The 14261-nt window shown below is 56.7% G+C and carries 14 protein-coding genes; 8 read left to right on the top strand and 6 right to left on the bottom strand.

Annotation, left to right across the window (positions count from 1 at the left end; all coding sequences use genetic code 11):
* Positions 1-8 precede the first annotated feature (8 nt).
* From PXT33_RS10100 to PXT33_RS10085, 4 genes are all read left to right on the top strand, one after another.
* Entirely contained in the window at positions 9-845 is an 837-nt protein-coding gene (locus PXT33_RS10100; RefSeq protein WP_005945634.1) for a PRD domain-containing protein, read from the top strand.
* Positions 846-927: 82 nt separating this feature from the next.
* Positions 928-1860 carry an AEC family transporter gene (locus PXT33_RS10095; protein ID WP_005945635.1) on the top strand — a complete coding sequence of 311 codons (933 nt, stop codon included), beginning with the start codon at positions 928-930 and terminating at the stop codon, positions 1858-1860.
* Between the two features lie 52 nt (positions 1861-1912).
* Positions 1913-2326, top strand: a complete 414-nt coding sequence (locus PXT33_RS10090) for an SseB family protein (RefSeq protein WP_332376462.1) — start codon at positions 1913-1915, stop codon at positions 2324-2326.
* Between the two features lie 39 nt (positions 2327-2365).
* A complete protein-coding gene (locus PXT33_RS10085; RefSeq protein WP_044954198.1) occupies positions 2366-2842 on the top strand; it encodes a pyridoxamine 5'-phosphate oxidase family protein in 477 nt (158 codons plus the stop codon).
* A gap of 204 nt (positions 2843-3046) precedes the next feature.
* Here the strand turns inward: PXT33_RS10085 and PXT33_RS10080 are convergent, their stop codons facing one another.
* Entirely contained in the window at positions 3047-3949 is a 903-nt protein-coding gene (locus PXT33_RS10080) for a LysR family transcriptional regulator (protein WP_332376461.1), read from the bottom strand.
* A 185-nt stretch (positions 3950-4134) separates the two neighbouring features.
* Here PXT33_RS10080 and PXT33_RS10075 point away from each other — a divergent pair, with 185 nt between their 5' ends.
* Positions 4135-5436, top strand: a complete 1302-nt coding sequence (locus PXT33_RS10075) for an adenylosuccinate synthase (RefSeq protein WP_294647607.1) — start codon at positions 4135-4137, stop codon at positions 5434-5436.
* A complete protein-coding gene (pyrB, locus tag PXT33_RS10070) occupies positions 5433-6380 on the top strand; it encodes an aspartate carbamoyltransferase (protein WP_044954226.1) in 948 nt (315 codons plus the stop codon). Before PXT33_RS10075 ends, pyrB begins: the two co-directional genes overlap by 4 nt.
* 72 nt (positions 6381-6452) lie before the next feature.
* Here the strand turns inward: pyrB and PXT33_RS10065 are convergent, their stop codons facing one another.
* The 4 genes from PXT33_RS10065 to PXT33_RS10050 form a co-directional block, all read right to left on the bottom strand.
* Positions 6453-7385 (bottom strand): carbohydrate kinase family protein, encoded by a 933-nt coding sequence (locus tag PXT33_RS10065; RefSeq protein ID WP_097775313.1) that lies wholly within the window; start codon positions 7383-7385, stop codon positions 6453-6455.
* A gap of 94 nt (positions 7386-7479) precedes the next feature.
* Positions 7480-8436 carry a pyruvate kinase gene (gene pyk, locus PXT33_RS10060; RefSeq protein ID WP_097775314.1) on the bottom strand — a complete coding sequence of 319 codons (957 nt, stop codon included), beginning with the start codon at positions 8434-8436 and terminating at the stop codon, positions 7480-7482.
* A gap of 246 nt (positions 8437-8682) precedes the next feature.
* Positions 8683-10074: a sodium:alanine symporter family protein gene (locus tag PXT33_RS10055; RefSeq protein ID WP_332376460.1), complete on the bottom strand. Its 1392-nt coding sequence runs from the start codon at positions 10072-10074 to the stop codon at positions 8683-8685.
* 198 nt (positions 10075-10272) lie between these two features.
* Complete coding sequence (locus tag PXT33_RS10050) at positions 10273-11604, bottom strand: MATE family efflux transporter (protein WP_097775315.1); 1332 nt, start codon at positions 11602-11604, stop codon at positions 10273-10275.
* A 309-nt stretch (positions 11605-11913) separates the two neighbouring features.
* Between PXT33_RS10050 and yfcE the strand changes: the two genes are divergently transcribed.
* On the top strand, positions 11914-12459 hold the full coding sequence (gene yfcE / locus PXT33_RS10045; protein ID WP_005945659.1) for a phosphodiesterase: 546 nt from the start codon (positions 11914-11916) through the stop codon (positions 12457-12459).
* Positions 12459-13295 carry a DNA-3-methyladenine glycosylase gene (locus PXT33_RS10040; RefSeq protein ID WP_005945661.1) on the top strand — a complete coding sequence of 279 codons (837 nt, stop codon included), beginning with the start codon at positions 12459-12461 and terminating at the stop codon, positions 13293-13295. Before yfcE ends, PXT33_RS10040 begins: the two co-directional genes overlap by 1 nt.
* Before the next feature lie 92 nt (positions 13296-13387).
* On the opposite strand, the gene bilS is transcribed toward PXT33_RS10040, so the two are convergent.
* Positions 13388-13879: a flavodoxin family protein BilS gene (gene bilS / locus PXT33_RS10035; RefSeq protein WP_005945663.1), complete on the bottom strand. Its 492-nt coding sequence runs from the start codon at positions 13877-13879 to the stop codon at positions 13388-13390.
* Positions 13880-14261: the final 382 nt, after the last annotated feature.

Raw genomic sequence — 14261 nt, 5'->3', positions numbered from 1 at the left:
AGGGACCGATGCACATTCAGAAGGTGCTGAACAGCAGTGTTGTGCTGGTGCAGGATGACAGCGGCGAGGAATCCATCCTGCTGGGTAAGGGCATCGGCTATGGCCGCAAGGCGGGCGAGCCCATTGAACGGCAGCCCTCAGACCGCGTGTTCCTTCCATTGTCCAACCCGGACGCACAGCCTATGCTGGAGCTGTTTTCCAGCATTCCGGCATCCTATCTGGAACTGACGCAGGACATTGTGGACGACGCAGAGCAGTCGCTGGGAGTCAAGCTTTCGGCGCACATCTATCTGCTGCTGACCGATCACCTGCATTTTGCAGTGGAGCGCCAGCAAAAGGGTCTTGTGGTGACCAACCGCATCTTCTGGGAAATCAAGCATTTTTATCCCAAGGAGTACGCGGTGGGCCAGCGCGGCCTGCAGAAGGTAAAGGCAAAGCTTGGCATCGAGCTGCCGGACGAAGAGGCAGGCAACATCGCCTTCCATATCGTCAACGCCCGGCAGGACCCGCAGGCCGGCTACGATGCCATGCGGGCAGCGCAGCTGATCGGTGAGCTGTCCAACATTGTCACCTACAGTATGCACTGCCCGGTGAGCACCGAGAGCATCCACTATGCGCGGTTCGTGAGCCACCTGCAGTATTTTGCCGAGCGGTTCTTCTCCGGCAAACTGATGGACAGCGAAGACGACTTTTTGTTCCAGCAGATGCAGCAGAATTATCCGGCAGCGGTGACCTGCGCGGAAAAAATACGCACCTTTGTGCTGCGCAAGTACGGCGTGTTTTTGCCCAACGAGGAAACCGCCTATCTGGCGTTGCATGTGGCGCGGCTGACGAGCGGCAAATAAAATCAGAAAAAGGGGAGAGCTGCCTTGCGGAAGGCGGCTCTCCCTTTGGGTTTTGAAAAAGGGAAGGGGAAAGGAAAAAACAATGGAGATAAGTCTGTTATTGATGCAGCAGATCGCACAGCTGTTCCTCATTCTGATCATGGGCTATGCTGTGGTCAAGGTAGGGCTGCTGAAGGCCAGCGACAGCCGGGTGCTCTCGGTGGTCATGGTGTATCTGGTCACGCCCTGCGTGATCATCAACGCATTCCAGATCGACGATACGCCGGAGATCCGCAAGGGACTTTTGTACTCCATGGCGATTGCGGCGGCTATCCATGTAGTGCTGCTGGTGCTCAGCGCCCTGTTGAGCCGCCCGCTCAAGCTGGATGCCGTGGAGCAGGTGAATGTGATCTACAGCAACGCCGCTGCACTGGTGATCCCGTTGGTCAAGGCTCTGATGGGCGATGCGTATGTCATTTACTCCTGCGCATTCATCATTGTGCAGCTGGTGCTGCTGTGGACCCACGCCAGTTCCCTTTTGCAGGGCAGCAGTGCGCTGGACTGGAAAAAGGTGCTCACCAATATCAACATGATCGCCATTGCAGCCGGTGCACTGCTGTACTGGTTCCGTGTGGTGCTGCCTGCACCGCTGCAGAATACCATGAGCACAGTGGGCAACATGATGGGACCGATGGGCATGCTGCTGGCCGGTATGGCCATTGCAGAAAAGCCGCTGCGGGAGGTGTTCTGCACCCGCCGCAACTATCTGCCCACAGTGCTGCGTCTGGTGGTATGTCCGCTGGTGGTTCTGGTGCTGCTGTGGGTCTGCCATGCATCCAGTTGGGTGGCCGACGGCAAGAACATCCTGATGACGGTCTACCTTGCCGCCATCACCCCTGCCTGTGCTACTGTTACCTCCATGGCTCAGCTCTATGACCGCGATGCGGCGCATTCCAGCGCGCTGTATGTGCTGACCACTCTGCTTTCCATTGTGTCTATGCCGGTAATGATCGGCCTGTTCGATCTGCTGCTGTGATGAGCTGCGCTTATTCCCTCTGCCAAAATACAATAGAAAGGAACCAACCTCAATGAATCAACCCAGAGACAAGGGCCTGAACGGCAACGAAAAGATCGAGCAGGCGGTAGCCGCCCTGCAGCAGGAGCCCACACAGGAACAGCTGGCCCACACCCTTACCGTGATCCGGCGGCGCATAAAGGAGCATGGCCAGCTTGTCGTGGCGGTGGAGCCCAATTTGGGCAGTGAACAGATGCAGCTGCGGGCCATCCGGACGGCCGATGGCGCAAGCTGGTGGTATGCATTCACCAGCTTTGACGAGGAACTGAAGGGAGCCGAGCCGGTGCAGTCCACCTTTCTTGTGGATATAGACAAGCTGTTTGATGCAGCGCTTGCCGTGCCGGAGATCAGCGGCATCATCCTGAACCCGTGGAACCGCACCATCCAGCTGGATAAGACCCTCATCCGCATTATCAAGGGTGCATGAGTGCGCACCGCAAACCTGCGATACATGGAGGAAACAAAAATGTTCAGACCCATGAGAAGAGCCAGCCGCGCCATCCCGGAAGAAGCTGCAAAGCACCTGCTGCAGCAGTCCCGGCGGGGCGTGCTGGCAGTGAACGGCGACAACGGCTATCCCTTTGCGATCCCGGTAAATTATTACTACGATCAGGAGCACGACAAAATCTACTTCCACGGTGCAAAGTCCGGCCAGAAGGTGGACGCGCTGAAACAGAATGATAAGGTATGCTTTACCGTTTACGGCAACGAACACTTTGAGCCGGGCGACTGGGCACCTTATGTGCAGAGCACCGTGGTGTTTGGCCGCTGCCATCTGATCGACGATGCCGCTGCTACCGAGGCCCGCGTGCGGGAGCTTGGCATGAAGTATTACCCCGGCAAGGAAGAGGTGGAAAAGGAAATTGCGCTGGACATCAAGGCCGTGCAGCTTTACGAGATCACCATTGAACACCTCACCGGCAAACAGATCCAGGAAAAGTAAAAATAAAACAGGGGACTGTTGCAAAATAAAAATGCGATAGCAACTTGCACAAAGAAATAGCACAAAATCAAAAACCCGGAGCCTTTTTTAAGCCGATTTGGCTGTGAAAAGGTTCCGGGTTTTGTGCATTGTTTTTTCAGAGAGCTATTTTGCAACAGTCCCGTATAGATCAGTTTGCAGGGAAAGGCCCGGCGGTTATCTGTGTTACGGGCGCTTGGGGGCCGCTTTGGTCAGCATCTGCTGGAACTTGCGGGCTGCCGTGTTCAGCGGGCGGTGATGGTCGTACACAAGGCAGATGGAGCGCTGAGGGATGATCTCCTGCAGATGCAGCTGCACGATCTCACCGCGGGCCAGTGCATCCTGTGCCATGGGCTGGGGCAGGAACGCAATGCCCAGCTCACTTTTGACAAGGGTCAGCATCTGGTCGGTGGTGGCAGCCTCGGTATCCGGCTTCAGCACCGCACCGTGATCCAGAAAGAACTGCCGGTAAAAGGCGCGGGTCATGCTTTCGTCGCTCAGGGAGATCAGCGGATAATTGTTCAGCTCCTTCAGCGAAAGGTTCTGGCTGGCAAGGGCAGTAAAGGTCCTGCCGCCCACAAGCACCTCATAAAAGGGCTTCAGCTCCACCATTTTCAGGCCGCTTTCCACCTCGGCAGGGGTGGTGATGATGGCAAAATCCACCTCGCCGTTTTTCACGGCCTGCAAAGCCTGCGGCGTGGAGTGGTTGGAGATGCGCAGGCGGATGCCGGGATAGTCCGTGTGGAAGGCGCGCAGCTTTTCTGCAAGGTAGATGTTCAGCGCAGTTTCGGTAGCGCTGATGCTGATCGCACCGTGTTCCAGCGTGGCGCTGGCGCTCAGCTCTTCTTCTGCATCCTGGATCTGAACCGCCGCAGATGCAATGCGGGAGTAAAGCAGTTCACCCTCCGGGGTAAGGGTAACGCCGCGGTTGGAGCGGATGAACAGCACGCAATTCAGCTGGCTTTCCAGCCGGTTCATCGAGTGGGTGATGTTGGGCTGGTTGTTGCCCAGCACCCGCGCGGCTTTGGTGAAATTCTGATATTTCGCGACATAATAAAAGATTTTGTAATATTCCCAGTCCACATACATGGCGGCGTGCCCTCTTTCATGTCAATTTTGTATCGTGATCATGTGCAGGATACTTTTTACACATTCTCTGCTTGCTAGTATAATAACACCGCAATCAAAAATTGCAAGAGGGAATTCAAAAGTATGGTCTGCCTACCAAGGTACAGGCTATTGTAAACAACGAAAAAGAAGGTAAATAAGAAGTTATGCTTACCGCAGTTACTGGTATCAATTGGGGCGATGAGGGCAAGGGCCGCGTCATCGATCTGTTAGCCGAACATGCCGATGTTGTTGCCCGCTATCAGGGCGGCAACAATGCCGGCCACACCGTTGTAACGGAGCAGGGCAAGTTCATCCTGAACCTGCTGCCCTCCGGCATCCTGCACCCGGACGTTGTCTGTGTACTAGGTGCGGGCATGGTGATCGACCTCGACCATCTGGCCGGAGAAATGGATGCCATTGAGGAGCGCGGCGTAAAGGTAGGCTCAGAAAACCTGAAACTTTCAGATAAGGCCACCATCTCCATGCCGTGGCACAAGGTGCAGGACGGCTTGGAAGAGGACCGCCTTGCCCAGAAGGGTGCGGCCTTTGGTTCTACCCGCCGCGGCATTGCCTACGCCTACAGCGACAAATACCGCAAAAAGACCCTGCGTCTGGGCGATCTGCTGCATCTGGATGAAAAGCGCGTGCAGGACCGCCTGCACATGATCCTGGAATCCAAGAATCTGGAGCTGGGTGGCTGCTATCATCAGGAACCCATGAGCTACGATGCTCTGCTGGAATGGTGCCGGATGCAGGCCGGACAGTTTGCACCGTATATCTGTGATGTGGGTGCATTTTTGAAGCAGGCTCACGACAGCGGCAAGCGCATCGTGCTGGAAGCACAGCTGGGTGCCATGCGCGATATCGATTACGGTATCTTCCCGTTCACTTCCAGCTCCAACACGCTGGCAGCCTATGCGCCGCTGGGCGCAGGCATTCCGAACTGCCGTCTTGACCATGTGGTGGGCGTGCTGAAAGCCTACTCCACCTGCGTGGGTGCAGGCCCCTTTGCCGCCGAGAACGCCATGAGCGAGGATTGGAATGAACAGCTGCGCAAGGCAGGCGGCGAGTATGGTGCGGCCACCGGCCGTCCGCGCCGTGTCGGCCCCTTCGACTGTGTGGCCAGCCGCTACGGCCTCACCTGTCAGGGCGCGGACAAGATCGCCCTGACGAAGCTGGATGTGCTCAGCAGCATGAAAGAGATCCCGGTGATCACCGGTTACACATTGGATGGCGTGCAAGTCCCCAGCTTCGACCCGCTGTCCGACCTTGACCGTGTAGAGCCGGTGGTCACTATGCTGCCAGGCTGGAACAAGGATATCTCCGGCTGCAAGAGCTGGGATGAGCTGCCCAAAGAGGCCAAGGCTTACGTGGAATTTCTGGAAAAGCAGCTGGGCCATGAGATCCAGTTCGTCTCCACCGGAGCCGAGCGCGAGAAGTTCGTGCTGAAAGGAGAATGGCTGTGAGACACTTTATTGAGCCCAACAGCTTTTCTCTGGAAGAGCAGCTGGCCCTTCTGGATCTTGCCGACCGGATGGAGGCCGACCCGGCACCCTATGCCCACCTGTGCGATGGGCGCATTCTGGCCACCCTGTTCTACGAGCCTTCCACCCGCACCCGCCTTTCGTTTGAATCGGCCATGCTGCGGCTGGGCGGCAAGACACTGGGCTTTGCAGGGGCACAGCTTTCTTCCGCCAGCAAGGGCGAGACGGTGGAGGACACCGCCCGCGTGGTGAGCAATTACGCCGATGTGATTGCCATGCGCCACCCCAAAGAGGGCGCACCGCTGCGGGCATCCCTTTCTGCACGTGTGCCGGTGATCAATGCAGGCGACGGTGGGCACGCGCATCCCAGCCAGACCATGATCGACCTCATGACGATCCGCCAGCGCAAGGGGCGGCTGGATCATTTGACTATCGGCTTCTGCGGCGACCTCAAGTTTGGCCGCACGGTCCACTCCCTGACCGCTGCGCTGAGCCAGTTTGAGGGCAACCGGTTCGTGTTCATCTCGCCGGAAGATCTGCGCCTGCCGCAGTATGTGAAGAATGAATCGCTGGAGCCGACCCATCAGATCTATAAGGAAACGGCTGACCTTGAAGCCGAGCTGCCGCATCTGGATGTGCTGTACATGACTCGTATCCAGCAGGAGCGCTTTTTCAACGAGGAAGAATACCTGCGCCTGAAAGGCTGCTACCAGCTGGACGAAGCGCTGCTGCAGAAGGCACCGCAGGATATGCCGGTGCTGCATCCGCTGCCCCGCATCGACGAGATCAAAAAGGATGTGGATGACGACCCGCGTGCCGCCTACTTTGATCAAGTGCACAATGGTGTGTATATCCGCATGGCCATCATTCTGGCGTTGCTTGATATCCCTGATCCAGTTACCGGCAAAAAGGTGCTGGAAGCATGATATAAACCTCTTCCCCGAATCCTAAAAAGAAAGCCGGGCAGACCGCAGTCTGCCCGGCTTTCTGATATTACTTTAATCCACCACCGGAATGTTCAGCCCGAATTCCAGCGGGCGGAAGCGGGGGCAGACGTTCTCGGTGATGCAGATGACCGATGCGGCCAGCCGGCTGCCGATCTCGCAGGACTCGGCCAGCGTTTTGCCGTAGGTCAGGCCGATGGTGGTGCCGGCAAAGAAGGCATCGCCTGCGCCGGTGGTGTCGATCACATCCACCTTCTTGGCAGGCACCACGCCGCACTCGCCGTTGGCGCGGGCATATACGGCACCCTGACCGCCCATGGTGATCACCATACTGGGAATGTTGGCGCTGTGCACATTGGCGGCCAGAACCCTGCACATCTCGTCCGGGGCCAGATGGCCGTAATCATCGGAGAACAGCAGCCCGGCTTCCTGCTGGTTGCACACAAAGCAATCGATCTGCTGCAGGAAATCCCGGCGCTCCATGGCAATACTCATGTTGGAAATGGCCGCAAAAACCTTTTTGTTGTACTTTTTGGCGTAGTGCAGCACCTGTTTTACAGTATCTTTTTCCAGATCCAGCTCCAGCGCAATGGCATCGCAGTCGGCAAAGATCTCGTCGCCCTTTTCCTTTAAAAGGCCGGTGAGGGGAGTGGTGTCCGGCCGCTTGGAAATGGCTGCATGCACATCGCCGTCGTTGTCAAAGATGGCCAGCCAGGTGCCCATGCCGTCCGGCACGCGCTGGATGTACTTGGTGTTCACCTTGTGGTTCTCCAGCTTGTTGATCACATCCTGTCCCATGCCGGTGTCGTCCACCAGACTGACAAAGGTAGGGCGCAGCTCTACATTGGCGATATCCTCCACCACATTGCGGCTCACCCCGCCGTGTACCTGCTCAATGCGGCCGGCATTGCGCCCGCCCGGAATATAGGCGGAAAGGGGATAGCCTTTGATATCCACAAAAACAGCACCGAGCACAACGATTCCCATAGCAAAAAACCTTTCTGAACAAGAAATATTTACGTCTATTATACCGTATTCTGACACAATGCGCCATCCCTTTTGCGCAAAAACTCCGCAAAGGTCAGGCAAGGGCTGTCTGCGCTGTGCGCACCAGATATTCCATGGCCTGCATCGGGTACTGTCCGGCAGCAGTCTCACCGGTCAGCATCACGCTGGCCGCGCCGTCCAGCACGGCGTTGTAAATGTCACTCACCTCGGCACGGGTGGGCACGGCGCGGGTGCACATGCTGTCCAGCATCTGGGTCACTACCATAAAGGGCACGCCTGCAGCCCGGCAGGCGGCGGAAAGCTGCTTCTGGCAGCGGGGCAGCTCCCACAGCGGCATGGCATTGCCAAGGTCTCCGCGGGCGATCACCACCTCATCCACAAGGTGGATGAATTCCGGCAGGGCACGCACACCGGTCATGTTTTCAATTTTGGCAAAGATACGGATATCCGCAGCCCCGGCTTCTTCCAGCGCATGGCGCAGGGCCAGAATATCTGCTTTGCCGCGCACAAAAGGCAGCATCACACCGGTAACACCGCACTGCTTTGCAATTTTCAGGTTCTGCAGGTCTTCCTCCGTCAGGGTAGGCGAGGGCACCGCAAGGCCCGGTGCAGCAATGCTTTTGCGGCTCTGCAGGGTGCCGCCGCGCACCACGGTGCACACAAGGGCTTCCGGCAATGCCTGTGTGACCTGCACCAGAAGCTTGCCGTCGTCCAGCAGAAGCTGCTGCCCGGGCGCAGCCGCCTGTACCAGAGCTGCCGGGCAAGGTACGCCGTCTGCGCCAAGGCGTACAGAGCTGCCCTCAACCAGAGCAACAGGCTCTGCCAGCGTGCCGATGCGCAGTTCCGGCCCCTGCAGGTCGATCAGCAGCTGGCGGATGCCGGCTGCTCGGATCATGGCCAGCCAGTCGGTGTGCGCCGCTAGCGGCCCGTGGGAAAGATTCATGCGGATGCCGGTCATGCCGGCTTCCACCATGTGCTGCAAGATCGCCGGCTGTGCGCAGGCCGGGCCGATGGTACCATAAAAATCCAAGGTTCATTCCCTCGATTCATTTTTTTTTTCTAATATATATTGTAACATGAACTGTCCGGGTTGAAAAGAGCCGGACGCGGGCAGAATAAGGGGATTGAAAAAATGCGGTAGCAGCCTGCGCGGGGAAATTGCGAAAAATCAAAGACCCGGAACCTTTTGGAGCCGTTTTGGCCCTGAAAAAGTTCCGGGTTTCGTACAATGTTTTTGGAGAGCTGTCTTGCAGCAGCCTCTTTTTGTTGTGGGCAATCAGCCCTCCGATGCAAAAAATTCTTTGGTCAGCCTGACCACCGTGCCGGAAAGCAGCAGCAACGCGAGCAGGTTCGGAATGCTCATCAGGCCGTTGAAGGTATCGGCAATGCTCCACAGCAGGCCCAGATCCATCGTTGCGCCCAGAATGGACACAAAGGAGTAGACCAGAAAGAAGGGCTTTGCCACCTTATCGCTGCGGCACAGGAACACCAGGAACCGGGAACCATACAGGCCCCAGCCGATGATGGTGGAAAAAGCAAAGCAGCACAGGGCCACGGCGGTAAAGATGGAAGCCCAGCCGCCGTAGGTGGTGGTAAAGCCGCTGATGGTCAGCTCTGCACCGGCGGCGGTGCCGTAGTTCACGGTGGTACCGCTGCACAGAATGACCATGGCAGTCAGGGTGCAGATGACGATGGTATCGGCAAACACTTCAAAGATGCCGAACATGCCTTGCTTGACCGGCTTTTTGGTGTCGGCGCAGGCGTGGGCAATGGAGCCGGTGCCAAGGCCGGCCTCGTTGGAGAAAATGCCGCGGGACACACCCTTCTGCATACTGACGAACAGGCTGCCGATGGTGCCGCCGGTGAACGCTGCCGGGTTGAACGCACCCGCAATGATGGACTCGAACACATAGGGCAGGCGCTCAAAGTTCAGCACCATAACGCCCACGGACAGCACGATGTAGAACAGAGCCATAAAGGGCACCAGCTTTTCGCTCACGCTGCCAATGCGCTTGATGCCGCCCAGCAGCACCATGGCCACCAGCATGGCCACTGCGATGCCAACCACGAGGTTCAGGGTAGAAAGCGCACCGCCGCCCACCACGCCGTACTCCAGCAGAGCGGTATCGATAGCGGCAACGATGGTATTTACCTGTGTGGCATTGCCGGTGCCAAACACGGTCAGCACGCCAAACAGGGAATACAGCGCAGCAAGAAACTGCCAATGCTTGCTCAGGCCGTTTTTAATGTAGTACATGGGGCCGCCTACCCATTCGCCCGCCTCGCTGCGCTCACGGTAGTGCACCGCCAGCGTGACCTCGGCAAACTTGGTGCACATGCCAAGCAGGGCAGAACACCACATCCAGAACACGGCACCCGGTCCGCCGATGGCGATCGCGCCTGCCACACCGGCAATGTTGCCGGTGCCCACGGTGCCGGCCAGCGCGGTGCACACTGCCTGAAAGGGAGTCATGGCGCCATCGGAAGCGTCTTTTTTGCGGAACATGCGTCCAATGGTGATCTTGATGGCGTAGGGAAATTTGCGGATCTGCAAAAAGCCCGTGCGAACGCTCAGGAGCAGGCCTACGCCGATGATGCACACCATGGCGGGCACGCCCCAGATGAATTGGTTGACCGCCTGATTGACGGCCGTGATCGTCTCGATCATATTTTTCCCACATCCTCTGTTAAATTGCGCTTTTCCAGCCGAAATGCCGGAAAACAAACACCTTATTTTACCGCAGTTTTTGCGTACTGTCAAATAAAATGCACAAAAAAGAGGGAGGATTTTTGGCAAACTCTCCCTCAACTGCTTGAAACTATTTTATTTTACTCGGTCTTCGCCGTCCAGCGCTTTCAAGAAGGCTCAGCACTTTCCAACTGCCTTGCGGTACACCGGGTAAGCCACGATGGCGGACAGCACTTCGGTGATCCAGAATGCATGCCACACGCCGTTGGCACCAAGGAAATGGCACAGCACAGCGGCCAGCGGCATGATGAATACGATGTAGCGGCACAGCGAGATGACCAGCGATTCTGCGCCCTTGCCAAGGCCTTCCAGTGCACCGGAAGAGGTGGTGGATACGGCAGAAACCACAAAGCCCAGACAGATGATGCGCAGGGCAGTCTGGCCGATGGCGACGGTTTCGGGGTTGGAAGTGAACAGCTGCATCAGCGGGCGGGAAGCGAACAGGCAGATGACCGTGCCCGCAGCCATGATGGCAGCACTCATGATGAGGGTGAGTTCGTAGAGCTTTTTCACGCGGGCGTGCTGTTTGGCACCGTAATTGTAGCCAATGAGCGGGCGCATACCCTGCACGATGCCATTGGCGGGCAGATACAGGAAGGTCTGCAGCTTGTAGTAAATGCCCAGCACCACCACGTAGCTCTGGGAAAAGCCCGCCAGCAGGCCGTTCAGGAAGGTAACCAGCAGAGAGGGCAGGGCCAGATTGAGGATGGCCGGCACGCCGATGGCATACAGTTTGCCGTCCAGTGCAGCATCCGGGCGCAGGCAGCTGCGGCGCAGTCGGATAGGCAGCTCAGTACGGACGTAAACGAAAAGGTAAACGCACAGGCTCAGCAGCTGGCCGATGCCGGTGGCAAGGGCCGCACCCGCAATGCCCATGGCAGGCACCGGGCCAAGGCCGAAGATCAGGATGGGGTCCAGAAGGATATTGCACACACAGCCAAAGATCAGCGCCGCCATAGTCACCTTCATGCGGCCCACGGCCTGAAACATCTTTTCAAAGGCCAGTGCCGCCATGTTGATGGTGGCAAACAGGAATACGATGGTGGAGTAGGTGATGCCGGATGCGATCAGGCCTGCGTCGCTGGTGAACCGGCGCAAAAAGCCCGGCATGATGACAATGCTGACAATGGTGATGAGAATGCCGTGCATCAGGCTCAGCGCCATACCGTGGGTGGCGGCAGTCTCGGCCTTTTTGTGGTCGCCCGCGCCAAGGTACAGTGCGATCATGGCATTGATGCCGATACCGAAGCCGATGGCGATGGCGTTGGCAAAATTCTGGATCGGGAACACCAGCGACAACGCAGTCATGGCGTCTTCGCTGATGCGGGCCACGAACAGGCTGTCCACGATGTTGTACAGACTGTTCACCAGCATGGAAATAACATTGGGCAGCGCCATGGATACCAACAGCGGCAGCACCGGTTTTTCTTTCATAAAGGTCTCGTTCATAGTGTTTGCATTGCTCCTGTAGAGAAAAGGAATGAATTACTGCAGCCGCGGAATCGTCAGGGCGAGACTGCTCGAAGATAAAAGCAGACGCAAAAAAGCCACACAATGGCTTTTTTGAAGTCATTGTGTGGCGAAAAGTAGCATACTGCTGTAAAAATCCACACGAATTTTATTAACTGTAGGATAACACGGCTTCCGGCAGATGTCAAGAGGTCAAACAGATAAAGTATGACTTTTATAGACTTGACCATTTTTCACCGGGAGGCTAAAATAAAAATAGATACTTTATAAAATAAGGAGAATCCTGCCATGAAATGGATGATCGCATCCGACCTGCACGGGTCGGCGTTTTATTGCAAAAAAATGATCAAAGCGTTTGAGCGGGAGAGAGCAGATCGGCTGCTTTTGCTGGGGGATCTTTTGTATCACGGCCCCCGCAACGACCTGCCGGAGGGTTATGCCCCGAAGGAGGTCATCCCGCTCCTGAACGGGCTGAAGCCGGCGCTTTTGTGCGTGCGGGGCAACTGTGACGCTGAGGTGGATCAGATGGTGCTGGATTTTCCCATTCTGGCCGACTATGCGGTGCTGCCGGTGGGCAGGCGGCTCGTTTACGCTACCCACGGTCATGTGCACAACCTGAAAAACCTGCCGCCGCTGGCTCCGGGGGATGTCCTGCTGCATGGCCACACCCACATTCCGGCGTGGACAGAGTTCGGCGAAGGCAATCTCTACCTGAACCCCGGTTCTGTGAGCATCCCGAAGGAGGGGAGTGCACATAGCTATATGACACTGGAAGGGGAGACTTTCCTTTGGAAAACGCTGGAAGGCGAAGTGTACCGGGAGCTGGAGCTGTGATGGGGGCAATGGAGCTGGAAGAGAAAACGGTTCAGATCCGGGATGATTTCGACCCGGACAAAATTCTGGAAAGCGGCCAGTGCTTTCGCCCCCGGAAGCAGGCGGAGGGCTGGTATCGGTTTGTTTCCGGGAGACAGCTGCTTTACCTCAGACCACTGCGCAGCGGAACCTACACGGTGCGGTGTGAGCCGGGCGCATGGGATACCTTCTGGCACGGTTACTTCGACCTTGGCCGCAGCTATGCCGCCCTGCGCGGAAAGCTGGACAGCCGGGACGACTTTCTGCAGCGTGCCATGGAATATGGTCGGGGCATCCGGGTGCTGCGTCAGGATGAGTGGGAGATGCTGGTCAGCTTCATCATCTCGCAGCGAAAGAGCATCCCGGCTATCCGCAGGGCGGTAGAGCTGCTTTCGGAGCGGTTTGGCGAGCGGCTGGGCAGCGATAGCGAAGGGCCGGTGTATGCGTTCCCGACAGCAGAAGCGCTCTGCTGTGCCGGGGAGCAGGCGCTGCAGGAGTGCGGTCTTGGCTACCGCACCCGCTACGTGCTGCATGCGGCGCAGCAGGCGGCAGAGGGCACACTGGACCTGAAGAAGCTGGCTTCCCTGCCCGATGAAGCACTTTTTGCCCGTTTGATGGAACTGGACGGTGTGGGCAAAAAGGTGGCAAACTGCGTGTGTCTGTTCGGCTATGGCCGTGTGGGCCGTGTGCCGGTGGATGTCTGGATCGAACGGCTCATCCGGGACGAGTTTGCCGGGCAGGACCCGTTCCCGCAGTTCGGGCTGGAAGCAGGCATCGTGCAGCAGTACCTGTTCTTTTATAAAAGAAGCGTGGGATAAGAACCGCGGAGCCGCAGGCAGGAGCGTAGGATCATCCGCTAAGCAAAAAAGGCAACGGCTTCCTCTGTTTGAGGAAAACCGCTGCCTTTTTATCATTTTACCGCCTGCTTTAACCGTTCCAGATCTTCTGCATCCGGGTGAGAAAGGGCGTTGTCAAAATTCTCGATCAGTGCATCCAGATTGGGCAGATGAATCGGCTGCTTTTTCATGCCCTCATACCGCTGGCGTACCGAAAGCGGCATCTTGCCCTGACACATATAACGGCCGAAGACCGTGTTGCTCCTGTCCAGTGAACGCTCCACCTTTTTCAGGATCTTGTTGAAATACTCCTCACTGCCGCCAAAGCCGGCGGTGCCAAAAAGGAAGATATTTTTGCCGTGCAGCTGCTTCAAAAAGTCCAAAGTGCTTTCGTCAGCGTTTCCCTTGTCTGTCCAGAAGCCCACATAGAGGTCGTCCGCTTCCATGGCAGCAGGGTCCGGGGTGCCAAAATAGCAGCAGTTTTCCTGTGGCAGACAGGCGTGCAGCGTGTCTGCCAATAATTTTGTGTTGCCTGTTTTACTGCTGAATACGATCGCGTAGCTCATAGTTTCTCCTTTGGTCGGTAACAACAAAAAACACCACACGTTTCCGTGCGGTGCTTTTCCTTCTGGTGGAGAATACCGGGATCGAACCGGTGACCTCTTGCATGCCATGCAAGCGCTCTCCCGAACGGTATCGAAACACACCCCCACACGAAAGTGCGGGGACAGGCTTAATATCGCGTTGATACGTTCTATCCACCAAAAAGGTTCACAGTTGCATCCTGCTTCCAGGAATCATGCTCCGCCTACAAGGCAATTTTACCACCCAATTTTCAAGTGTGTCAATGGGTTTTGCTCAGAGAGAAGGTCATTTACGAGAAAAGTTTTTTCTGACAGCTTACTTAGCGCAATTTTGATTTTACACATCAAAGTTGCGCTTTTTATT

The sequence above is a fragment of the Faecalibacterium taiwanense genome (assembly GCF_036632915.2).
GTDB classification, from domain to species: domain Bacteria; phylum Bacillota; class Clostridia; order Oscillospirales; family Ruminococcaceae; genus Faecalibacterium; species Faecalibacterium taiwanense.
The sequence above is the reverse complement of the archived record's forward strand: the minus strand, read 5'-3'. Positions and strand labels throughout refer to the sequence as shown.